Genomic DNA, 21653 nt, shown 5'->3' with positions numbered 1-21653 from the left:
GTCGCCGCTGCCGGGTTTGTCGCTGATCCTCACACGATCGCTCACCCGGCGCCGGGTCGGGGCGGTGATGGCCCGGATACGGCCGGTCGGGCGGCTGCGAAGATGGTGGGGTGGAAGCCGCACAGCCTGCCGATCGCGTACCCGCCGACTCGACGCCGCCGGACGGCCAGCCGCCGGTCGCCCCGAGCCGGGCCGCCGCCGTGCCGGAGGGGGAGCCGGCGCTGGTCGAACCCGGCGGCGCCCCCGGGGCGGCCCCGCCCGACGGCGGGGCGGAGACGGGCGAGCGGCCCGCTCCGCCGCCCGGGATCGACACCCGCAAGTCGGAGCGCTCGCCGAAGGACATGGCGATCTCGCTGCTCGTGCTGCTGGTCCCGATCGCCCTGCTGCTGGCCTTCTACCGGGGGTTCCTCGGCGGCGACCAGCCGACGACCGTCGACCCGGCGCCCGCCCTCGAATCGGCGCGGGCCGCCAACGCCTTCCCGGTCAGCGAGCCGGCGGAGCTGGGCGACGGCTGGCGCACGGTCAGCGCGAAATTCCAGACCGTCGAGGGTGGGTCGAGCCTCCGACTCGGCTATCTCACGCCGGAGGGGCGGGCCGTCCAGCTGGTGCAGAGCAGCGTGCCGCCGGAGCGGCTGCTGCCGACCGAGCTGACCGCCGAGGGACAGCCGCAGGGCCAGACGGACCTGGGCGGGCGCACCTGGCAGCGGTACACCGCCCGGGGCAACGAGCAGGCGCTGGTCCTGCTCGAACCGAACCGGACCGTGATCGTCGTCGGCGACGCCCGGGACAACGAGCTGCGACACCTGGCCACCGCGATCCGGTAGGCGGCCGGAAACCGCCCCCCGAGTGTCGGTCGGATCGGCTACGCTGCCCCGGCTCACTGCCCGGCGGCTGAAGTCCGCCGGGTGCTTACCGTTTCACGAAGAGAGACAACTGTGAACATTCGACGGTGGAGCGTCGGCGTGCTCGCCGCCACCCTGCTCGTTCCCGGCCTGGCCGCCTGCAAGTCGGACGGTCCCGCGCCGGCCGACGCGGGCTCGGCAGCGTCGGCCGTGCCCGCCGACCCGAAGGAGGCGCTACTCGCCTCCACCAAGGAGATCGAGAAGGGCAACTTCACCTTCACCCTGGCCGGTGACGGACTGAGCGGCAAGGGCCTGGTCCACAAGCCCAGCAACAGCGCCCAGTTCTCCATGAAGTTCGACGACGGCTCCGGCACATCGATGGGCATGGAGCTGATCTTCATCCAGCCGGACAGCTGGGTGATGCTCGACCTCGGCGAGCTGGGCGCCATGATCCCGGGCGCGGACAAGATGAAGGGCAAGTACCAGCACCTCGACCAGTCCAAGGTCAAGGGCGCCGGTGAGCTCAGCCGCTACATGGAGGAGGTCGACCCGGCCGGCAGCGCAGCGCTGACCAAGGGCATCACCGAGGTGCAGAAGACCGCCGAGGGCAGCTACGCCGGCAAGCTCGACGCGTCCGCCGCGACCGAGTCCTCCGCCCTGGACGCCGACACGGTCAAGGCCCTCGGCGCGCAGGCCAAGGCGCTGCCCTTCACCGCCAAGGTGGACGCGGAGGGCCGGCTCACCGAGCTGGTCATCTCGGTGCCGGGCGCCGGCGAGACCAAGGCGCACGACATCAAGGTCACGTACGCGGACTACGGCAACGCCACCGCCGCGCAGAAGCCGCCGGCCGACAAGGTGGTCGAGGCGTCCGACGCGACGTACGAGATGTTCAAGAACTAGCACCGGCAGAACGGAAACGGGGCGGCCTCGGCCGCCCCGTTTCCGCGTTCCGGGGTCGCCCGTCGGGGGCAACCGGACATCCCGGTGATTGTGCGACGCGGCGACAGGGAACAGGAGTGGGGCGGACCCGGACCGGTCGCCCCGGCAGCCGGCCTCAGGGGGTTCGCGCGGCGCAGCCGACGTGGTGCGCCGCCCGGTTTCCGGCCGCCGCCAGGTGCGTCGGGTGACCCATGTGGGAGACACGTATGACTGTTCGACGCCTGAGCGCCGGCCTGGTGGCCGCCGCCCTGTTCACTCCCGGTCTGGCCGCCTGCAACGCCTCCGGGACCCCGACGGCGGGCTCGTCCGCCTCCCCGTCCGTCTCGGCGTCCGGTACGCCCGCGGCCTCCGGCAGCGCGGCCCCGGCGTCCGGTGACGCCAAGCAGGCGCTGCTGGCCTCCACCCGTGAGATCAGCAACGGCAACTTCCGGTTCACCATGTCCGGCGTCGGCTCGACGGCCGAGGGACGGGTGCACGAGCCGACCCAGAGCGCCGAGATGCGGGTGACGATCGGCAAGCCGACCGACGACCTGTTCATGAAGCTCGACCTCGTCCACTACAAGCCCGACAGCTGGGTGAAGGTCGAACTCGGCGGCACGACCGCCAGCAGCGTGCCGGGAGTGCAGAAGCTCAACCTCGGCAAGTACCAGCACCTGGACCAGACCCGGATCAAGGGCAACCGCAACCTCGGCTTCGACTTCGACAAGGTCGACCCCGCCGGCAGCGAGGTGCTGACGCAGGGCATCACGGAGGTGCGTCAGACGGGCGAGGGCGCGTACGCCGGCACGATCGACGTGTCGAAGGCGGCGGAGGCGGGTTCGGTGGACCCGACGGTGATCACGGCCCTCGGGGCGCAGGCCAAGTCGGTGCCGTTCACCGCGAAGCTCGACCCGCAGGGCCGGCTCAGCGAGATGGTCATCCAGATCCCGGCCGCCGGCCAGACCAAGGCGCAGGACATCCGGATCACGTACTCGGACTACGGCAGCGCCACCGCCGCCCAGAAGCCGCCGGCCGACCAGGTCGTGGAGGCCCCGGCGGAGCTCTACAACCTCTTCAACTGACCCACCCCGCCCCCGCTCCCACCCCGTGGATCATGCAGTTGTGGTGGGTGACACAAGGTGCAAAGTGCCCTGTATCGCCCACCACAACTCCATGATCGACGCGCGGGGGTGGGTCAGGAGGCGGGGTCCTGGCGGGCGGCGTCGATGCGGGCGCGGGCGCCGTCGAGCCAGCGCTGGCAGGTGTCGGCGAGCTTCTCGCCGCGCTCCCAGAGCGCCAGTGACTCCTCCAGCGTCGTACCGCCGGTCTCCAGCCGCTCGACCACCGACGCCAGCTCGGCGCGGGCCTGCTCGTAGCTGAGCCGTTCGTCCTTCTTCTCGTCAGTCATCGTTGCCATCCCACCACATCGTGATCCCGTCCCCGCTCAGCCGTCGACCGTCGCGGCCAGCTCGCCGTCGGCGAGGCGTACCCGGAGCGGGTCGCCCTTGCCGACCTCGGACGCCGCGCGCACGACGTGGCCGTCGGCGCGCTGGACGATCGCGTAGCCCCGGTCGAGGGTCGCGGCGGGGGAGAGGGCGCGCAGCCGGGCCAGGGTGTGCCGCAGGTCGTCGTCGGCGGCGGCGAGCCGGTGGTCCAGGCAGCGCCCGGCCCGCTGGCGCAGCCCGGTCAGGTCGGCGAGCCGCTGGTCGACCATCACCTGCGGGCGGGCCAGCACCGGTCGGGAGCGCAGGCCGTCGAGCCGGTGCGACTCGCGGTCCACCAGGTTGCGCACCGCGCGTTCGAGGCGGTGCCGGGCCTGCCGGATGACGCGCACCTCCTCGGTAAGGTCCGGAACCACGCGCTTGGCGGCGTCGGTCGGCGTCGAGGCACGTACGTCGGCGACGTAGTCGACCAGTGGCGCGTCGGTCTCGTGGCCGATCGCGCTGACCACCGGCGTGCGGCAGGCGAAGACGGCCCGACAGAGCGCCTCGTCGGAGAAGGGCAGCAGGTCCTCGATGCCGCCCCCGCCCCGGGCGATGACGATCACGTCGACGGTCGGGTCGGCGTCCAGCACCTTGAGCGCGTCGACGATCTGCGGAACGGCGCTCGGCCCCTGCACGGCCACGTTGACCGTGCGGAACTCCACCGCCGGCCAGCGCCGGCGGGCGTTGGTCAGCACGTCGCGCTCGGCGGCCGAGGCGCGGCCCGTGATCAGCCCGACCCGGTTGGGCAGGAACGGCGGCCGGCGCTTGCGCGCCCGGTCGAACAGCCCCTCGGCCGCGAGCAGCTTCTTCAGCTTCTCCAGCCGGGCCAGCAGCTCGCCGAGGCCGACCTGCCGGATCTCGTCGGCGCGCAGGCTCAGCGTGCCCCGGGCGGCGTAGAACTCCGGCTTGGCGTGCAGCACCACCCGGGCGCCCTCGCGCAGCTCGGGCGCGCCCACGTCCAGCACGTCCCGGTTGGTGGTGACCGTCAGGCTCAGGTCGGCCGACGGATCCCGCAGCGTGAGGAAGACGGTGCTGGCGCCCGGCCGGCGGCTGATCTGCGCCACCTGCCCGTCCACCCACACCCAGCCCAGCCGGGCGATCCAGGCCCCGACCTTCTGGCTGACCACCCGGACCGGCCACGGCTCCTCGGACGTGCTCCGCCCCACCTCGCCTGTGCTCACCGGCCCACCCTACGGCCCGCCCCGGACAGCCCCGCGCGAGCGACTCGGCGTGGCCGGTCCGGCGGGCGCGGCTCGGCGGGGCGGGCGGCACCCGGTCGGCACCGGCCCGGCGGCGGTCGGGCCGGCGTGCCGGGGCCCCGCGCGATCGCATGGTGGGATCAGGATCACCCTGGGCGCGTCGGTGCCGGAAGGGCCTTCCGGAGGGGCGCCGGCGGCCGCGCGCGCCGCCGGCGCCCCCGTTCCGGCAGGCCACGGCCGGCGCCGTGGTGGCGGTCGCGTCCCGTGTCGCCCTCGGGGGCGGCACGTACGATGGGCGGGTGACTCAGGCTGAAGTGACGTCCCGGACCGGCAAGCGCGTGATCCTGGCCAAGCCCCGCGGCTACTGCGCGGGCGTGGACCGCGCGGTGCAGACCGTGGAGGAGGCACTCAAGCTCTACGGCGCCCCGATCTACGTACGCAAGCAGATCGTGCACAACAAGCACGTCGTGCAGACCCTGGAGGCCCAGGGCGCGATCTTCGTGGAGGAGAACGAGGAGGTGCCGGAGGGCGCCACCGTCATCTTCTCCGCGCACGGGGTGGCCCCGGAGGTCTACGAGCAGGCCCGGACCCGTTCGCTGCGGGCGATCGACGCGACCTGCCCGCTGGTCACCAAGGTGCACCAGGAGGCGAAGCGGTTCGCCGCCGAGGACTACGACATCCTGCTGATCGGCCACGAGGGGCACGAGGAGGTCATCGGCACCTCCGGCGAGGCCCCCGAGCACATCCAGCTCGTGGACGGCCCGGAGGACGCCGACCGGATCACCGTCCGCGACCCGAACAAGGTCGTCTGGCTCTCCCAGACCACCCTCTCGGTCGACGAGACGCTGGAGACGGTGGCCCGGCTCAAGAAGCGGCTGCCGATGCTCCAGTCACCGCCCAGCGACGACATCTGCTACGCCACCTCCAACCGGCAGCACGTGGTCAAGGAGATCGCGCCCGAGTGCGACGTGATGATCGTCGTGGGCTCGACCAACTCCTCCAACTCGGTACGCCTGGTCGAGGTGGCCCTGGACGCCGGCGCGCGCGCCGGTCACCTCGTCGACTTCGCGCACGAGATCGACGAGGCCTGGCTGGAGGGGGCGCGTACGGTCGGCCTGACCTCGGGCGCCAGCGTCCCCGACGAGCTGGTCCAGGAGGTGCTGGCCCACCTCGCGGCGCGCGGCTTCACCGACGTCGACGAGGTGGTGACCGCCAACGAGCGGCTGACCTTCTCGCTGCCGCAGGAGCTGAAGCGGGACATGAAGGCCGCCGCCGCGGCCCGTGGCTGACCGGGCGGGAACGGCAGGCGGCCCCGCTGCGTCAGACAAGGGTATGAGGACTCTTCGGCTCGCCGTCTCCGCGCTGGCCGTCTGCGTGGCGCTGAGCGCCTGCGGCGGGCAGGACGGTGCCGGCGACACCCCCACCCCGACCCCGACGGGAGCGCAGCCGGTGACCAGCCCGCCCAGCCCTGATCCGAGCATCCCCACGGCCCCGCCGACCTCCGGTGACCCGGTGGACCCGACGGGGCCGGCCCTGCCGCCGCCCACGAGGCCCACCGGGGGGCCGACGAAGACACCGCCGGCCGGCGGCACCACCCTGACCGGGACCGTCACCTCCGGGGTGGAGCCCAACTGCCTGCTGCTCGACAACTACCTGCTGATCGGCGGCCCGCGCGACCTGCTGAAGGCGGGCGCGAAGGTCACGGTCACCGGCCGGGTCCAGCGCGACCTGCTCACCACCTGCCAGCAGGGCACGCCCTTCCTGGTCGAGACCGCCCGCCGCGGCTGACCGGAGGGGCCGGAGCCCGTCCGCGCCGGGACGCCCCGAGATCGCGCGTCGCGGCTGACGGGAGGGGCGGAGCCCGTCCACCCGCGGTCGCGTCGGGACACCCCGGGTCCGTGCGTCGCGGGACGTCCCGAGCCCGTCCGTAGCGGATACCCCGAGCCCGTGCGTCGCGACGGAAGTCGCCCGAACGGGCGGAGCCCGCCCCCGGGTGGGGACGGGCTCCGGTGTTCCGGTGCGGGACGGGTCAGTTCACGGTGCCGATGGAGACGGCACCGCGGCCGACGACCGCGCCCTCGGTGGTCACCACGGACAGCTCACCGAAGAGCGCCCGACCGGCGACCGGGGTGGACTGGGCGGTCACCGTACCGGTGAGGGTGGCGGTGGCGCCGTGGGCCAGGTTGAGCGGGGTGGCGGGCGCCGAGAGGCTGCCCAGCGCCGCCGCGGAGAACGAGTCCCGGTAGTCGTAGGCGGTGCTGCCACCGGCCCCGTCCACCGCGTAACCCTCGACGACCACCCGGTAGGTGCCCGCCGGCGGGTTGTTGATGGTCACGGCCTCCTCGGAGTCGCCGTCGGCGGCCCGACCGACCTCTGCGGTGCCGCGGAAGACGTAGAGGTCGAGGTCGGCCGCGGCGCTGGCCGGGTTGCCGATCCGGGCGGTGAAGCGGGTCGCGCCCGCCGGCACCTCCACGGTGTACTCCTGCGACGCGCCCTCGGCGATGGTCGGCCGCTCAGCGTGGACGCTGGAGAGCGGGCCGCCCTGGCCGGTCACCGCGACCGGGCCGAAGGTGTTGGTCAGCGACCAGGTCACCGGGGTCGCCGCACCGGCGGTGACCGACGGCAGCTCGACCACGGCCGGCTCGACCGCGACACCCTGCACCCGCGCCGTAAGCTGGAACGGGTTGTTCAGCGACGGCGAGGTCCGACGGGACTCCACCTCGATCTCCCAGACCCCGGCGATCGGGTTCTGGTAGTCGCGCTCCTGCGGCTTGCAGGCGTTGACGTCGGAGAAGTTGGTGTAGCAGGCGAGGCTGGAGGTGCTCTCCACCGGGACGCCGTACGGGTTGAAGGCGATGAACCGGGTCTGCGAACCGGTGGCGATGCCGGAGAGGTTCACCTGAAGGGCGCCCGTGCCCGGCGGAACCGTCACGAAGTACGAGGTGAAGCCGTTCCGGTCGACCGAGCCCTCGGCCGAGAAGGAGAAGTTCGGCTTCTTCACGTCGTTCGAGGCGACGACGACGGTGGAGACCTCGAAGTCGATCACCGAGGTGGCCGGGTCGTCGATCGTCATGATCGCGCCGTGCGCGCCGGCGGTGGCGGGCTTGGCGGTGACCGAGACGGTGACGGTCTTGTTCAGCGGGAGCGAGACGGTCTTCGGCGCCTTGAAGGTGCCGTCGTTGCCGCGCAGACCCACGTTGTGCTTCACGGTGCCGGCCGGCCCGCTGGTGCGGGTGACCTTGACCTGGTAGCTCTTCGACTGGCCGATCCGCTGTCCACCGTCGGTGGAGGCGCACCGGTTGTAGAGGCCGGTGCCCCGGTTCGGGGTGCCCAGCTGACCGGACAGGACGGTGCAGACCGGGGCCTCGGAGGTGTAGGAGCGCGTCTCCACGCCCTTGCGCAGCAGCTTCCACGCGCCGGGCACGTTGAACATGCCGTAGCCCTGGGCGTACGTCGGAACGTCCTCGATCGGCTTGGCCGAGCTGTAGATCGCCCGGCGCAGCGCGGCCGGGGTGACGCCCTTGTCGGTCGCCTTAGCGGCCGACAGCAGCAGCGCGGCGGCGCCGGCGGCCTGCGGGGAGGCCATCGAGGTGCCGTTCAGCATCGCGTAGCCCGGGGGCAGCGCGTAGCCGGCCTCGGGGACCGCGTTGCCGGGCTGCCAGGTCGGGGCGGTGGAGATGGCCGAGCCGGGGGCGGCGATGTTCGGCTTGACGCCGCCGTCCTCGCGCGGGCCGCGGGAGGAGAAGTTGAACAGCGCGTTCTTCTTCTTCACCGCGGAGCCGTAGTTGGCCAGCCAGGTGTCCTTGCTGATGCTGGCCGCGACGCTGACCACGTTGGCCGCCACCGACGGGTCGCCGATGGTGTTCAGGCCCGGGCCGGAGTTGCCGGCCGAGATGAACATCTGCACGCCGTAGGTGGTGATCAGGTTGTTGTAGAGCTCGGCGCGGGCGTTGTTGCCGTCGTTCAGCGCCGGCAGGCCGCCGATCGACATGTTGACCACGTCGACCTTGCGGTTGATCACCAGGTCGGCCATGCCGGTGGTGAGGGCGGCGTACGTGCAGCCGCCGCCCCAGGAGCAGGCGCGGGCCGAGACCAGCTTGGCACCGGGCGCGGCACCGTCGAAGGCGCCGTTGCCGAGCATGTCGTTGGCGGCGGTGATGCCGGCGACGTGGGTGCCGTGGGTGCTCTCGACGATGCCGATGTTGACGTAGTCCACCAGGCCGGGACCGCCGATGGGGGCGGTGTCCACGTCCTCGCGGTACTCGACCACGAACGGGATCCGCTCGACCACCGGGGTGGCCGCGTTGTCGGTGCCGAAGTAGCCGACGTCGAACTTCTCCTTGTACGGCCGCATCACGGCGTCGTCGGTGAAGTTGTTGTTCTGGTTGGCGTCCACCCAGATGTTGTGGGTGGCCGGGTCGTAGAGGATGCCGAACGTGTCGGTCCGGTCGCCGTCGCGGTTGACGTCACCGGCCGGGTCGCTGGCGGCCGTGATCGACTCGCTGAACCGGTTGAACCGGTAGGTGCCCGCCGGGGCCGTCCAGGTCGCGCCGCCGGAGGTGAACGTCGGACCGGTCACCTCGGTGAGCATCGGGCGCCAGGTGGCGTCCTCGAACGGGTCCGTCGCGGTGACCCAGTCGACGATCTTGCGCTCGCCCGTGGTGGTCTTCTGCAGCGCCGGGTGGCCGAGGTCCACACCGGAGTCCATGATGCCGATCGTGACGCCGCGGCCGTCCCACTGGGGGTTCTTCGCCACGAAGTCGACGGCGCCGATCTCGTTCGTCGGCATGTAGGGGTTGGCGGCCGGGGTGTCGGCCCCCGGGCCGGGCAGCGTCGCCGCCTGCTTCGCCGCCTTCTTGCCGGAGGGGGCGACCTCGGGCGTCGGGTCGGGCAGCTGGATGGTCTCGTCCAGGTCGACGGCGGAGACGCCGGGCAGCGTGGCCGCCTTGACCACCTTGGCGGTGGGGACCTTGGCCAGGACGTAACCGATGCTGTCGTAGCGCTCGGTGACGGCGGCGCCGAGGTTCTTGAGGTCGGCGGCGACGTCCTTCGCCTCGCCCTTCTTGGTGGCCACGATCAGGGTGACGGTCGGGGCCTTCTTCGCCTCCGCCTCGGCGAGCAGCTTGGCGTCGTGCGAGCCCAGCGCCTCCACAGGGGTGGCCTGGGACGCGTCGGGTGCGGCGGTGGGCGCGGCGCTCGCCGTGGCGGCACCGCCGGCCACGGTCACGGCGCTGGCCGCCACGACCGACGCGAAAAGCGCGGCGGATGTCCGCCGGCTCAGGTTTCGGGGTTTGCTCACGTTCTCTTTCCTCCAGAGAACAGGGCCCTCAGATGCAGGGCACGCGTGAAGCGAATCCTTCGCGCTGCCGCTGGTCACTGTCACTACCACCGAGTTCGTTGTGACCACTTCGTGACATGGGCGCTCGTCCATTGTCACATCGGCAGTGGTAGGTATCGGTCGTCAGTCCAGTGTCGACCGTCCGGTCGGCGGTCCGGCATCGGCGTTTTCGAGCAGCTCCGGGGCCTGCGGCTGCCGGGGCGCCAGCTCGATCTGCGCGGGCGCGGCCAGCTCCTGGTCCGAGACCCCCAGCTCGGCGAGCTTGCGGGCGCTGACCAGCACGCGCGCCTCCAGCGACCCCACGGCCCGGTTGTACGCGGTCACCGCGCCGCCGAGCGACGAGCCGAGCTTGCCGACGTGTTCGCCCAGGGTCGACAGTCGCCCGTAGAGCTCCCGGGCCAGCGAGTGCACCGCGACCGCGTTGCGCGCCAGCGCCTCCTGCCGCCACGAGTAGGCGACCGTACGCAGCAGCGCGACCAGGGTGGCCGGGGTCGCCAGCACCACGTTGCGGGCGAACGCGTGCTCCAGCAGCGTCGGGTCGCGTTGCAGCGCGACGTCGAGGAACGGGTCGGCCGGCACGAAGAGCACCACGAACTCCGGCGTGCTGTCGAACGCGGCCCAGTAGGTCTTGGCGGCCAGCGCGTCGACGTGCCCGCGCAGGTGCTTCGCGTGCGCGTCGAGGTGCGTGTCGCGGCCCCGCTCGTCGCGGGCCTCCATCGCCGTCAGGTAGGCGTCGAACGGCGCCTTGGCGTCCACCACCACCGACCGGCCGCCGTGCAGCCGGACCACCAGGTCGGGACGGACCCCCTGGTGGTCGGTGGCGGCGGTGACCTGCTCGGAGAAGTCGCAGTGCTCCAGCATGCCGGCCGCCTCGACGATCCGGCGCAACTGGTGCTCACCCCAGCGGCCCCGTACCTGGGGTGCGCGCAGCGCCGCCACCAGCTGCTTCGTCTCGGTGCGCAGCTCGCCCGAGACCGTGCTCATCGCCCGGACCTGCTCGCGCAGTTCGGCGTACGCGTCGACCCGGTCGTGCTCCAGCTCGGCGACCCGCTGCTCGTAGCGGCGCAGCGTGTCGTGCAGCGGGGCGACGGCGCGGGCCACCGCCTCCTGGGACTGCGCGGTGGCCTCGTAGCTCAGCGCCCGCATGGACTGTTCGAGCCGCCCCTCGCCCTCCCGGGTGGTGCGCAGCGTGGCGTCCAGCCGGGCGATTTCGGTCGCCGAGCGGTTCCGGGCGGCGTACCAGCCCGCCGCGCCCCCGGCGGCGAGGCAGACGATCACCACGGCCAGCGTCGAGAAGTCCACCCCCCGGAGCTTGCCAGACCGGCGCGCCGCGCGCCGCCGTGCCGCTCTCGCCGCACCCGCCGCCTTTGTCGTGGATGGACGTTGTGGCCGATCGTGCCGAGCAGCGTGGCGAGGTGGGGCCGTTCCGGGGCAGACAGGAGCCGGGGACATGGCCCAGAGTGACGACAGGACCTCGGAGGGAGACGGCATGACTGGTCTGCTGCGTCCCGTACGGACACTCGTCGCGGCGGGAGTGCTCCTCGCCGGCCTCACCGCGCCGGGCGCTCCGGCCGCGGCGATCGCCACGCCGCCCGTCGGCGCCGTCGGCTGGCGGGACCTCGGCACGCTGGGCGGCGACTGGAGCGTCACCGTCGGGCTCACCGACTCCGGGCTGGTCCTCGGCAACAGCCAGACCGCCGACGGCCGCATCCACGCGTTCGTGTGGCGGGACGGGGCCCTGGCCGACCTCGGCACGCTGGGCACGGACAGCCACGGGGCCGCCGTCAACGAGCGGGGCGTGGTGGTCGGCACCACCACCCTGGCCGACGGGCGGACCAGGCCGTTCCAATGGCGCGACGGCGTCATGACCGACCTCTCCGGCGTGCACGGGTCGTCCTCGGCCGTCGGCGTCAACGAGCGCGGCGAGGTGATCGGCACGAGATACACCGACGACAGCGGCCAGTACGGCAAGGCGTTCCGCTGGCGGAACGGGATCAGCACCGACCTGCCCGGTCGCGGTGGCGACACCCTCGCGGCGGCGATCAACGACCGCGGTGACGTCGTCGGCTTCACCACCAGCGCGGACGGGACCTCCACCGAGGCGGCGCTGTGGCGCGACGGCACGCTGGTCCGGCTGACGCCGCCGGCCAGTGCGACCAGCATGGCCACCGGCATCAACGACCGGGGCCAGGTGGTCGGCGCCATGCGGGTCGACGGCTCCGGATGGCACGCCTTCCTGTGGTACGACGATGTCTTCACGGACCTCGGCACCCTCGGCGGCACCGACAGCCACCCGGTGGGCATCAACCGGCGCGGGCAGATCGCTGGCAGCGCGCAGACCCCGACGGACATGCGCGCCGTGCGGTGGCACCACGGCGCCGTCACCGATCTGGGCACGCTCGGCGGCTCGTACAGCCAGGCCATGGCGATCAACGACGCCGGCACCGTGGTCGGTGAGGCGCTGGTCGCCGGCGGCGCGAAGCACGGCGTGGCCTGGGGGCGGGGTCGCAGCGTCGACCTCGGCCCGCTGGATCTCGGCCGCTCGGGCGGCCGGGTGGGCTTCGTCAACGACCGGGGGCTCGTCGCCGGCCACCTGGCCCCCACGGGCGGCGACGTGCACGCCGTCGTGTGGAACCTCGGCCGTCGGGCTGCGTCCATCGGAGGCGTGACGCTGGCCTGGCCTGGGTAACGTCGCAGACATGAGATATCTGCCGCTGCTCATCCTCGTGGTGCTGCTGGTGGGTGCGGTCGTCTGGTGGCGCCGGGAGAGCGCCGCCCGGGAGGCCCGGCGCCTCGCCGACGTACGGGCCGACGCCCAGCGCTGGTACGAGCGGCTCGGCGGTCAGGTGATGAACCTGCACGGCGACCACCCGGCCGTGCGCCAGGCGCTGGTCGACGCCGGGGAGCGTTACAACGCGGCCGGCAGCCAGCTGGAGCAGGCCCGCAGCGTCGAGCAGTACCGCCTGGCCCGGGAGACCGCGCTGGAGGGGCTGACCTACGCCCGGGCGGCCCGGGTGGCGCTCGGCATCGATCCCGGCCCCGAGCTGCCCCCGCTGGCCGCCGCGCAGGGCGCCGGGCAGCTCACCCGGGAGCGTCAGGTCGACGTGCAGGGGCAGACCTTCAAGGCCGGCCCGCAGCCCGGCCGCGACACCCCCTACTACTACCCGGGCGGGCGCTACCAGGGCCGGCCGGTGCCGGCGGGCTGGTACTCCACCCCGTGGTGGAAGACCGCACTGGGTGCCGGCGCGGGTGTCCTCGGCGGCGTGCTGATCGCCGACGCGCTCTTCTCGCCCGGCTTCGCCGATCCCGGGTACGGCTACGAGGCCGGCTACCAGGAGGGCTTCGGAGACGCCACCGGCTACGGCGAGCAGGGCGGTGAGGCCGGCGGCGACGTCGGAGGCGGTGACATGGGCGGCTTCGGCGGTGGCGACTTCGGTGGCGGGGACTTCGGCGGTGGCGATCTCGGCGGCGGTGACTGGTAGGGCCGACGTCGACGACCGCGCCGGCCGGGTTCGCCGGTGATGTCCGTAAGGGCCCCTCCCCGCGCAGGAAGCGTCGGGAAGGGGCCCTTACGCGCCCCTCAGCCCGTGTTGCGCATACCGGCGGCGATGCCGTTGACCGTGGTCAGCAGCGCCCGCTCCAGCGCCGTACCGTCGCTCGGCGCCCGCCGGCCGCCCGGCGCGGTGGCCACCGCCCGGCCCGCCGCCCCGGACTCCCGGTACTGGCGCAGCAGCGCCACCTGGAGGTGGTGCAGCGGCTCCAGGTACGTGTCGCGGACGGCCAGGGTGCGCTGGAGCACCGGCGAGTTCTCCAGCAGGGCCGGCGAGGAGGTCACCGCCAGCACCTCCCGCTTGGTCAGCTCGTACTCCTGCTCGATCTTGTGGAAGATCGGGTGCAGCTTCTTCGGCACCAGCGTCTCGACGTAGCGGCGGGCGATGCTCAGGTCGGTCTTGGTGAGCATCATCTCGACGTTCGACAGGAACGTGCGGAAGAAGTGCCAGTTGCGGTGCATCTCGGCCAGCACGTCCTCCAGCCCCGCCTCGCGGGCCGCGGCCAGGCCGGAGCCGACCCCGAACCAGCCGGGCACGATCTGCCGGGTCTGGGTCCAGCCGAACACCCACGGGATGGCGCGCAGCCCGGCGAGCCCGGCCCCGGTGTTCGGCCGCTTCGCCGGCCGGGAGCCGATGTTCAGCGCGCCGAGCAGCTCCGTCGGCGTCGACGCCCAGAAGTACGCGGGCAGGTCCGGATCCTCGACCAGCGACCGGTACGACCGGAAGGCCGAGTCGGAGACCAGCTCCATCGTGGCGTCCCAGCGTTCCAGCATCTCGGCGGGCTGCCGGGGCGCGGTGTGCAGCAGGGTGGCCTGGAGCACCGCGGCCAGCGTCAGCTCCAGGTTCTCCCGGGCCAGCGACGGCAGGGAGTACTTGTCGGAGATGACCTCGCCCTGCTCGGTGACCTTGATCGCGCCGTCCAGGGTGCCGTACGGCTGGGCCAGGATCGCCTCGTGCGTGGGCCCGCCGCCGCGCCCCACGGTGCCGCCGCGACCGTGGAAGAGCCGCAGGTGTACGCCGTGCCGGGCCGCGACGTCGCGCAGCGCGCGCTGGGCCCGGTGGATGGACCACTGGCTGGTGGTGATGCCGGCCTCCTTGTTGGAGTCGGAGTAGCCCAGCATCACCTCCTGCACGTCGCCCCGCGCCGCCACCAGGGCCCGGTACGCCGGCAGCGAGAGCAGCTCGTCGAGCAGTTCGCCGCCCGTGTTCAGCTCGGCCGGGGTCTCCAGCAGCGGCACGAAGCCGATCCGGGACCGGCCGCTGTGCACGTCGATCAGGCCGGCCTCGCGGGCCAGCACCACCGCGGCGAGCACGTCGTCCACCCCGAGCGTCATCGACACGATGTACGACTCGATGACCTCGTTGCCGAACCGGTCCTGCGCCTCGCGGATAGTGCCGAACACGTCGAACGTCTTGCGGGTGGCCTCGGTCAGCGGGGTGTCCAGCGTGGAGAGCGGCCGGCGCCCGGTCAGCTCGTCGGCGAGCAGCTTCGTGCGCTCCTGCCGGCTCAGCGACGGGTAGTCGGAGACCTCGCCGACGGCCGCGTAGAGCTGGGCGAGCACCGCGTGGTGCGCCTCGGCGTGCTCCCGGACGTCCATGGTCGCCAGGTGCAGCCCGAACGCGGAGACCGTACGGATGGTCGAGGCGAGCCGGCCCACGGCGGTGAGCTGGCCGGCGTTGCGGGCCAGCGAGGCGCGCAGCAGCTCCAGGTCGGCGACCAGCTCGGCGGAGCCGCGGTAGTCCCGTCCGGGCACGTGCGCGGTGCCCTGGCGCAGCCGCTGCCGGGTGTTGGCCAGCTTCGCCTTCACGCAGCGGGCCTTGAGCCGGTAGGGCTCCTCGGCGTTGACCCGGCGGAACCGGGCCGCCACCTCGGGCAACGCGTCCAGGTCGGCGGCCAGGCTGGCGGAGAGGTCGAGCGACACCCCGCGCAGCCGCCGGGACACCGACACCTCGTCGATCAGGTGGTCCATCGCCTTCTCGGTGGCCGCGATGCCGTGCTCGTGCTGGATCGTCAGCACCTCGCGGGTCACCGCCGGGGTGACGAACGGGTTGCCGTCACGGTCGCCGCCGATCCAGGTGCCGAAGGACAACGGCCGGGCGGTCGGGGAGGTCTCCACGCCGAGGGTGCGCAGCGTGTCGGCGAGGTCGTCGAGGACCTGCGGGGCGGCCTCGGCGTACAGGTCGCGCAGGTAGTAGATGGCGTTGCGGGCCTCGTCGGTCGGGTCCGGCCGGTCCAGCCGCAGCTCGTCGGTCTGCCACATCAGGTCGAGCAGTTCGGCGAGGCGGCGGTTGGCGGGGCCCTCGTCGCTGGCGCCGTAGAGGATCGCGTTCGCGGTCTCGGTGTCCAGCTCGTCGGCGATGGCGCGCAGCTTGGACAGGATCGACCGGCGGGCCGCCTCGGTCGGGTGGGCGGTGAAGACGGGCCGTACCGCCAGCCGCCGGGCCGCCGCGGCGATCTCCTCGGCCGGCACCCCACGCTCGGCGATCATCTTGGCCGCCTGGTCCAGCCAGCCGCCCTGCACCGCCCGGCGGCGGCGCAGCTCCCGGGCCCGGTGCACCTGCTCGGTGATGTTGGCGAGGTGGAAGTAGGTGGAGAAGGCGCGGGCCAGCTTGGTGCCGGTGGTGACGTCCAGGCCGGCGAGGCGCTGCGCGGCGGTGGGCGCGTCGGACCGCACCTGGGCGCGGATCTCCTCGACGAGGTCGAGCAGCGGCCGACCCTCCTGGCGGGCGAGGGTCTGCCCGAGCAGGGTGCCGAGGCGGCGGATGTCGGCCCGCAGGGCGGCGTCGGGGCCGTCGTGGTCGTGCTGGTCGGTCACGATGCGCTCCTTACGCGAGTACGAAGGACAGCGCTGTCCGACTCCCTGGATCGTATCCGCGTCCCCCGTCGGGAAGGAGGGGGACCCTTGCAATCGCCCGGGGTACGGCAGGTGGCCCTTCCTCGCGTCTCAGCCGGCGCCGGGCACGTCTTGGCTGGTGGGGGCGGGTGCGGTGCGGCGGGCGGCCCGGCGGCGGGCGTGGAACGGCGTGGCGCTGAGCACACCCGCCACGCCCAGCGCCGTCCAGATGGTGAGCCCGGCGACCGGCCAGCCCGTCGACCGACGGTCGAAGTAGACGACGGACTTCAGCAGGTCGGTGGCGAGCCCCGGCACGTTCCACCGGTGCATGCCGCGCAGCCAGGTGGGGAGGAACTCGGGGGCGTAGATGCCGCCGGAACCGGGGTTGCCGAGCACGACCAGCAGCAGGATCACCAGCCCGGTGCCGAACAGCCCCAGCCAGCCCTGCACCGCCGAGGCGATCATCGCCGCCGCGAGGACGGCCAGCGCCCCGCTCGCGGCGACGCCGACCAGGTCGTGGTCCCACACGTCCAGGACGGGCCCGACCACTACCGCGCCGACGACCCCGAGCACCAGGCTGTAAACGGCGAGCGCGGCGATGCGCAGCCCGGCGCGGCGCAGGCTGCGCGGGGCCGTGCCGTTGCCCAGGCCGAGCACGGTGGCGGCGAGGTATCCGCCCAGCACGTACCCGACGGCCAGGTAGAACGGCACGAGCCCGCGCGGGTCGGTCGACGCCACCGGCACCTCGTCGGTGACGCGCAACGGCATCTCCGCCTGCCGGGCGGCGGTGCCGAGGACCTGGACGACGACGTCGGTCGCGGCCGGCGCGGCGGCGCTGGCGGTGGTCAGGACCAGTCCGCCCTCGGCAGTGGTGGCGAGCACCCCGTACACCTCGCGGGTGAGCAGGCCGTCGTCGGCGGCCGTCGGGTCGTCGTACCCGACTGCTTCGAGGGTGCCGGTCTGGTTGCGCACGGCACCGAGGAGGGCCTGCGCCTTCTGGTCCCCGCGCACCACTCCCACCGGCACGTCGCGCGGCGTGGGCCGGTGCAGCGCACCGACGTACGCGGTGATGAAGGCCGTGGCGAGCACCAGGGTGCCGAGCAGCAGCGCGGCGGTACGCGGCAGCCTGTCGCGTATGTCCTGGTCCACGCCGTCAGCCTAGGGTGGCCCGTGCCCGGTATGTGGCTTTTCCCGGCCCGGCCGGGACCGCCGACGATCAGGTGAGCTGGCAGCGGCCCGCGCTGTAGTGGGCGACCGCCGCCATGATCTCGGCCTCGGGGCGGTCCGCGAAGTTGAGCGTGGCGACCAGCCCCGAGCCGTAGAAGGTGTTCAGGGTCGCACTGTCGAGCGCCGTGAACGCGCCGAGGTTCCGGAGCGCCCGCGCGTCGCGTGGCGTGACCACCAGCATCTTCTCCAGGCTCCACCGTCGGCGGGAGATCTGCGCGACGCCCTCCCAGGGCAGCCAGATCGCCTGGCCCCGCGTGGGTCGGGTGCGGATCCAGAGCCCGGCCGGGCCGAGCGCCAGCACCGGGCCGCCGGAACCGATCAGCCAGAGCTGGATCCCGAGCGGCAGGGCGACCAGGGCCAGTAGGCACCCCACCACGGCGAGGAGGCCGACGACCGACTGGGAGCGCAGCTGCGGGTCGGCCGAGTTCACCATGCCGAGGCCGGCACAGCAGGCGATCGGGAGGATGAGGACCAGCGCCACCCCCATCATCAGCAGGCCGCGCTTCGCGACGTTGGGCCGTACCACGAAGGGCTGGTCCTCCGGGATGCGCCTGGTCACCGGCGGCGGCACCGGGTCTCCCCACGGGCCGCTGCCCGGCGGCCGGTGGTGGAAGGGCTGCGGCGGATGTCCGGCGGGGGTGCTCACGCGGCCTCCGAATGCTCGATCAACTTAGGCGGGGCCAGCCTAGAGGCCGTCCGCCAGCGCCCTGGCGGGTCGGACGAGCGGAAAACCGGTGGAGCCGGTCGGTAGCGTCCGGTCATGACGTCGCCGAGCTATCCCCCCAAGCCCCGCCCGGGAGACCGGGTCGCGGTCGTCTCGCCCTCCGCCGGCCTGCCGGCCCTCTTCCCCCACGTGTACGAGCTGGGGCTGCGCCGGCTGCGCGAGGAGTTCGGCCTGGAACCGGTGGAGTACCCGACGACCCGGGTGCTCGGCGCCGATCCGCGCGACCGGGCCCGGGACCTGACCGCCGCCTTCGCCGACCCGACGATCACCGCCGTCCTCGCCACGGTGGGCGGGGACGACCTGATCACGGTCGCCCCGCACCTGGACGACGACGTGCTGCGGGCCAACCCGAAGCCGTACTTCGGCTACTCCGACAACACGAACGTGCTCAACCACCTGTACCGGCTGGGCGTCGTGTCGTACCACGGCGGGTCGGTGCTGGTGCACCTCGGCCGGTCGGGTAGCCCGCACCCGCTGACCTTCGACTCGCTGCGCGCGGCCCTCTTCACCTCCGGCTGGTACGACCTCACGCCCGCGCCCGAGTGGGGCGACCGGCCGAACGACTGGCGGGACCCGGCGACGCTGGCCGACGAGCCGGAGATGCTCCCGGGCGAGGGCTGGCGCTGGCAGGGGCCGTCGACGGTGGTCGAGGGATGCACCTGGGGCGGCAACCTGGAGATCCTGCACTGGCTGCTCGCCGCCGACCGGGTTCCCCCGGCCGGGGACCTGGCCGGGTCGGTGCTGATGGTCGAGACCTCCGAGGAACTGCCCCCGGCCGTCGAGGTGTTCCGGATCCTGCGCAACATGGGGGAGCGGGGACTGCTCGCCGGCTTCCCGGCGGTCCTCGTCGGCCGGCCGAAGGCGTGGGACTTCGAACGTCCGCACAGCCCCGACGAGCGGCGCGCCTGGGCGGACGCGCAGCGGGAGGCGGTCACCCGGGCACTCGCCACGTACGCGCCGGACGCCGTGGTGGTCTTCGACGTCGACCTCGGCCACACCGACCCGCAGCTGATCGTCCCGTACGGCGGCGAGGTCCGGATCGACGCGACAACCCGACACATCTCAGTCCGCTACTGACCGCCCCTCCCTCCTTCGCACGCGAGCGCCCCCCGCTGCGCCGGCGGTGGTGACGCGCGAGCGCCCCCGCTCCTCGCGCATGGGCGCCCCTGCATCCCACTGGGCCGCCCCGGCGAACCCGACGAGGTCGCCGTCGCGCCGCCTTCGCCGCGCGAGCGCCCCGGTGATCAGGACGCCATGGACGTAACCCGGCCGTTTTAGGGTCCATGGTGTCCTGATCACCGTTGGCTGGGGCGTGATCAGTTGTGACGTTCGTGGATTGCGTCAGTGACCAGGCGGACGATTCGGGCAGGGTGCCGCAGTACGTCGTCCGCTGTGAAGCGCAGCACCACCCACCCCGCCGCACGCAGGACGTTGAGCCGAGCTACATCGCGCTGGAAGTGGGTGCGTTCCCGGTGGTGGTCACCCTCGTACTCGATGGCGATCTTCCACCGGGGGTAGGCGAGGTCGACGCGGCCGAGAAAGATCCGTCCACGCTGTGCATGGACGCCATACACGTCATGCTGTGCGGTCAGGAGCGGCAGACCGGCGTCGTGCAGGACGAGCCGGAGCCGGGTCTCCATCGGGGACTCGCTCAGCGGCTCGGCCAACGTGAGCACCTCGCGCAGTTGGGCGGTGCCGGGCCAGCCGTCGTGCGTGTCCAGGTAGCTGCCCAACGCCGGAAGCTTGACCACCCGCCGATGCAGCAGCGCGTCCACCGCGACCAGCGCGTCCATCCGGGGTAGCTGCCGCCCGAGGTCGAAGGCAGTGCGGACGCCGGTGGTGACCGGCAAGCCGGCGAACCGGGTGATATCCCGGGCGGAGAGGGACCTCTGGTCGACCGACACACGTTGGGTGGAGCGTCGGCGGGCCGCCCCCGGAAGCGTGACGAAGACGGGGCTCGCGCGTGGCAGGAGATCCACGCCCCACAGGAACGCCGCGCTGAGACCGCTGATGGCGGCCCCCGCCGGCAGGGTCAGGGCTACGGCGTCGCACCACATCCGGTGGTCGTTCTCACGGTAGCCGTCAACGTGGACATAGATGTCGGGCAGCAGCCGGCGCCAGGACGGCCCACGAAGCATCCGCCACGTGATCAGGCCGGCGGCGACGGCCCGACTGCCGGAGAACGGGAGGAACGCCAACCCGCTGGGGATGCGTGGTGCCCGTGGCATTCCGACAGCTTGCCGTCACGGGCCGCTCGCGCGCTGCCCCGAAGCTCGCGGCGGCTCCCTGCGGTCGCGGCAGGCGGAGTCGCGCCAGCCGGAGGTCCGGGTGCTGGCGCCCGGCGGTCGATCAGGCGGCGTCGAGCACGGCGAAGGCGCGGACGGGAAAGGTGCCCATGCCGGCCACCATCGGCGGGGCGGCCGTGAACCGGAAGCCGGTCGGGGGCAGCGCGTCGAGCCCGGTCAGGTGCTCCACGATCGGGACGCCGGCGGCCAGCAGGGAGCTGTGCGCCGGCCGCTCGCCGGCCGCCGCCGGGCTCATGTCGTCGATGTTGATCGAGTCGATGCCGACCAGGGCGGCGCCCGCGTCGACCAGGGCCCGGGCACCGTCCCCGGTGAGGTAGGGCGCCTCCGGCGCGCCGTACCGATCCGTGCCGAAGTGCGTCGACCAACCCGTGTGCAGCAGTACCGCGTGCCCGGCGACGTCGTACGGCGCCAGCAACAGCCGGTCCACCGCGCGGGTGCCGGCCGGCACCCGGACCACGACGGCGGGCAGGTCGGCGAGGCGGTCCAGCGGGGTGGCGGCGAGGTCGGCGCCCCCGGCGAAACGGTGGGCGGGCGTGTCCAGGTACGTGCCCGTGTTGGCGATCATGTCGATCCGCCCCACCTGGAACTCGGTGCCGGGGGCGTAGTTGGCCCGGGACGCCTCCCGCGTCAGCCATTCGGTGATCCGCGGCGCCGGCCAGCCCGGCAGGGTCGTCATGCCGTCGGTGACCACGTGGCTCAGCTCGATCAGCCGTCGCCGGGAACTGTCGTCCGCGCCGGACCCGGCGGCCACACCCCGGCCGCCCTTGTGCGGCTCCTCGACGATCGTCCGGGCGGTGATCCGCACCTCGGCCACCATCAGCAGCCCGAGGTGCCGGACGAACAGCGCCGCCAACTCGTCGTCGGTGATGTCGCGGCCGGGGATGTCCAGGCGGAACCCGTCCGTCCGCAGCCCGCCGCCGTTGGCGAAGGTGACCTCCGCGTCGAACTGTGCCCGCCACTGGTCGCCCATCAGCGCAGCCGATCACGGCCGGGCCACGCCGTCAAGATCCTCCCGGTCGCGGCGGGCAGCCCGGGTGTGCCGAGTGCCGACAAGGGTGTGCCGGGTGTCACCGGAGTGCCGTACAGGGGGAAAGGGGTGTACGGCACCGCCGGCGGGCGGCGACGGCAGGTCGCCGTCGCCAAGGCCGCAGCCGGGCGGAGCTGCGGGCCTCCCCGAACAGGTCCGCGCACCCCGCGACCGCCGATCGGGCGGTCCGATCCCGGCTGCGA

General features: G+C 73.2%; 17 protein-coding genes. 8 read left to right on the top strand and 9 right to left on the bottom strand.

Annotated elements, in window-relative coordinates; all coding sequences use genetic code 11:
* Positions 1 to 110: 110 nt before the first annotated feature.
* From DER29_RS06885 to DER29_RS06875, 3 genes are all read left to right on the top strand, one after another.
* Positions 111 to 824 (top strand): DUF4245 domain-containing protein, encoded by a 714-nt coding sequence (locus DER29_RS06885; protein ID WP_121396574.1) that lies wholly within the window; start codon positions 111 to 113, stop codon positions 822 to 824.
* 111 nt (positions 825 to 935) lie between these two features.
* The gene (locus DER29_RS06880) at positions 936 to 1742 is read left to right on the top strand and encodes a hypothetical protein (RefSeq protein WP_121396573.1); all 807 of its coding nucleotides are present in this window, start codon (positions 936 to 938) and stop codon (positions 1740 to 1742) included.
* 245 nt (positions 1743 to 1987) lie between these two features.
* A complete protein-coding gene (locus tag DER29_RS06875; protein ID WP_121396572.1) occupies positions 1988 to 2842 on the top strand; it encodes a hypothetical protein in 855 nt (284 codons plus the stop codon).
* Positions 2843 to 2955: 113 nt separating this feature from the next.
* Here DER29_RS06875 and DER29_RS06870 read toward each other — a convergent pair whose 3' ends face one another.
* Positions 2956 to 3168 carry an exodeoxyribonuclease VII small subunit gene (locus DER29_RS06870; protein WP_121396571.1) on the bottom strand — a complete coding sequence of 71 codons (213 nt, stop codon included), beginning with the start codon at positions 3166 to 3168 and terminating at the stop codon, positions 2956 to 2958.
* Between the two features lie 36 nt (positions 3169 to 3204).
* Positions 3205 to 4425, bottom strand: a complete 1221-nt coding sequence (gene xseA / locus DER29_RS06865) for an exodeoxyribonuclease VII large subunit (protein WP_121396570.1) — start codon at positions 4423 to 4425, stop codon at positions 3205 to 3207.
* A 317-nt stretch (positions 4426 to 4742) separates the two neighbouring features.
* On the opposite strand from xseA, the gene DER29_RS06860 reads away from it, so the two are divergent.
* Together DER29_RS06860 and DER29_RS06855 are read left to right on the top strand one after the other, a co-directional pair.
* Positions 4743 to 5732 carry a 4-hydroxy-3-methylbut-2-enyl diphosphate reductase gene (locus DER29_RS06860; protein ID WP_121399058.1) on the top strand — a complete coding sequence of 330 codons (990 nt, stop codon included), beginning with the start codon at positions 4743 to 4745 and terminating at the stop codon, positions 5730 to 5732.
* A 43-nt stretch (positions 5733 to 5775) separates the two neighbouring features.
* On the top strand, positions 5776 to 6231 hold the full coding sequence (locus tag DER29_RS06855) for a hypothetical protein (protein ID WP_121396568.1): 456 nt from the start codon (positions 5776 to 5778) through the stop codon (positions 6229 to 6231).
* Positions 6232 to 6472: 241 nt separating this feature from the next.
* On the opposite strand, the gene DER29_RS06850 is transcribed toward DER29_RS06855, so the two are convergent.
* Together DER29_RS06850 and DER29_RS06845 are read right to left on the bottom strand one after the other, a co-directional pair.
* A complete protein-coding gene (locus DER29_RS06850; RefSeq protein ID WP_121396567.1) occupies positions 6473 to 9742 on the bottom strand; it encodes a S8 family serine peptidase in 3270 nt (1089 codons plus the stop codon).
* A 162-nt stretch (positions 9743 to 9904) separates the two neighbouring features.
* Positions 9905 to 11083 (bottom strand): DNA recombination protein RmuC, encoded by a 1179-nt coding sequence (locus DER29_RS06845; RefSeq protein ID WP_121396566.1) that lies wholly within the window; start codon positions 11081 to 11083, stop codon positions 9905 to 9907.
* A 187-nt stretch (positions 11084 to 11270) separates the two neighbouring features.
* Here DER29_RS06845 and DER29_RS06840 point away from each other — a divergent pair, with 187 nt between their 5' ends.
* Complete coding sequence (locus DER29_RS06840) at positions 11271 to 12470, top strand: HAF repeat-containing protein (RefSeq protein ID WP_158618979.1); 1200 nt, start codon at positions 11271 to 11273, stop codon at positions 12468 to 12470.
* Between the two features lie 10 nt (positions 12471 to 12480).
* Complete coding sequence (locus tag DER29_RS06835; protein WP_121396563.1) at positions 12481 to 13263, top strand: hypothetical protein; 783 nt, start codon at positions 12481 to 12483, stop codon at positions 13261 to 13263.
* A gap of 98 nt (positions 13264 to 13361) precedes the next feature.
* On the opposite strand, the gene ppc is transcribed toward DER29_RS06835, so the two are convergent.
* From ppc to DER29_RS06820, 3 genes are all read right to left on the bottom strand, one after another.
* On the bottom strand, positions 13362 to 16148 hold the full coding sequence (gene ppc / locus DER29_RS06830) for a phosphoenolpyruvate carboxylase (RefSeq protein WP_121396561.1): 2787 nt from the start codon (positions 16146 to 16148) through the stop codon (positions 13362 to 13364).
* Between the two features lie 129 nt (positions 16149 to 16277).
* Positions 16278 to 17315, bottom strand: a complete 1038-nt coding sequence (locus DER29_RS06825; protein WP_121396560.1) for a hypothetical protein — start codon at positions 17313 to 17315, stop codon at positions 16278 to 16280.
* Between the two features lie 67 nt (positions 17316 to 17382).
* Positions 17383 to 18039 carry a hypothetical protein gene (locus tag DER29_RS06820; protein ID WP_121396559.1) on the bottom strand — a complete coding sequence of 219 codons (657 nt, stop codon included), beginning with the start codon at positions 18037 to 18039 and terminating at the stop codon, positions 17383 to 17385.
* A 114-nt stretch (positions 18040 to 18153) separates the two neighbouring features.
* On the opposite strand from DER29_RS06820, the gene DER29_RS06815 reads away from it, so the two are divergent.
* Positions 18154 to 19194 (top strand): S66 peptidase family protein, encoded by a 1041-nt coding sequence (locus tag DER29_RS06815; RefSeq protein ID WP_121396558.1) that lies wholly within the window; start codon positions 18154 to 18156, stop codon positions 19192 to 19194.
* A 239-nt stretch (positions 19195 to 19433) separates the two neighbouring features.
* Here DER29_RS06815 and DER29_RS06810 read toward each other — a convergent pair whose 3' ends face one another.
* Both DER29_RS06810 and DER29_RS06805 read right to left on the bottom strand, forming a co-directional pair.
* Positions 19434 to 20345 carry a DUF559 domain-containing protein gene (locus DER29_RS06810; protein WP_121396557.1) on the bottom strand — a complete coding sequence of 304 codons (912 nt, stop codon included), beginning with the start codon at positions 20343 to 20345 and terminating at the stop codon, positions 19434 to 19436.
* A gap of 121 nt (positions 20346 to 20466) precedes the next feature.
* Positions 20467 to 21393: a cyclase family protein gene (locus tag DER29_RS06805; RefSeq protein ID WP_121396556.1), complete on the bottom strand. Its 927-nt coding sequence runs from the start codon at positions 21391 to 21393 to the stop codon at positions 20467 to 20469.
* Between the last annotated feature and the right edge of the window lie 260 nt (positions 21394 to 21653).

It is taken from the genome of Micromonospora sp. M71_S20 (genome assembly GCF_003664255.1).
Taxonomy (GTDB): Bacteria; Actinomycetota; Actinomycetes; order Mycobacteriales; family Micromonosporaceae; genus Micromonospora.
Note: the sequence above shows the minus strand (reverse complement) of the source record. Positions and strands in the feature narration are given on the sequence as shown.

Coding starts and splice junctions, on each gene's coding strand:
- DER29_RS06875 (WP_121396572.1), top strand. CDS start 1,988: ATGACTGTTCGACGCCTGAGCGCCGGCCTGGTGGCCGCCGCCCTGTTC.
- DER29_RS06840 (WP_158618979.1), top strand. CDS start 11,271: ATGACTGGTCTGCTGCGTCCCGTACGGACACTCGTCGCGGCGGGAGTG.
- DER29_RS06855 (WP_121396568.1), top strand. CDS start 5,776: ATGAGGACTCTTCGGCTCGCCGTCTCCGCGCTGGCCGTCTGCGTGGCG.
- DER29_RS06805 (WP_121396556.1), bottom strand. CDS start 21,393: ATGGGCGACCAGTGGCGGGCACAGTTCGACGCGGAGGTCACCTTCGCC.
- DER29_RS06835 (WP_121396563.1), top strand. CDS start 12,481: ATGAGATATCTGCCGCTGCTCATCCTCGTGGTGCTGCTGGTGGGTGCG.
- DER29_RS06815 (WP_121396558.1), top strand. CDS start 18,154: ATGACGTCGCCGAGCTATCCCCCCAAGCCCCGCCCGGGAGACCGGGTC.
- DER29_RS06870 (WP_121396571.1), bottom strand. CDS start 3,168: ATGACTGACGAGAAGAAGGACGAACGGCTCAGCTACGAGCAGGCCCGC.
- DER29_RS06810 (WP_121396557.1), bottom strand. CDS start 20,345: ATGCCACGGGCACCACGCATCCCCAGCGGGTTGGCGTTCCTCCCGTTC.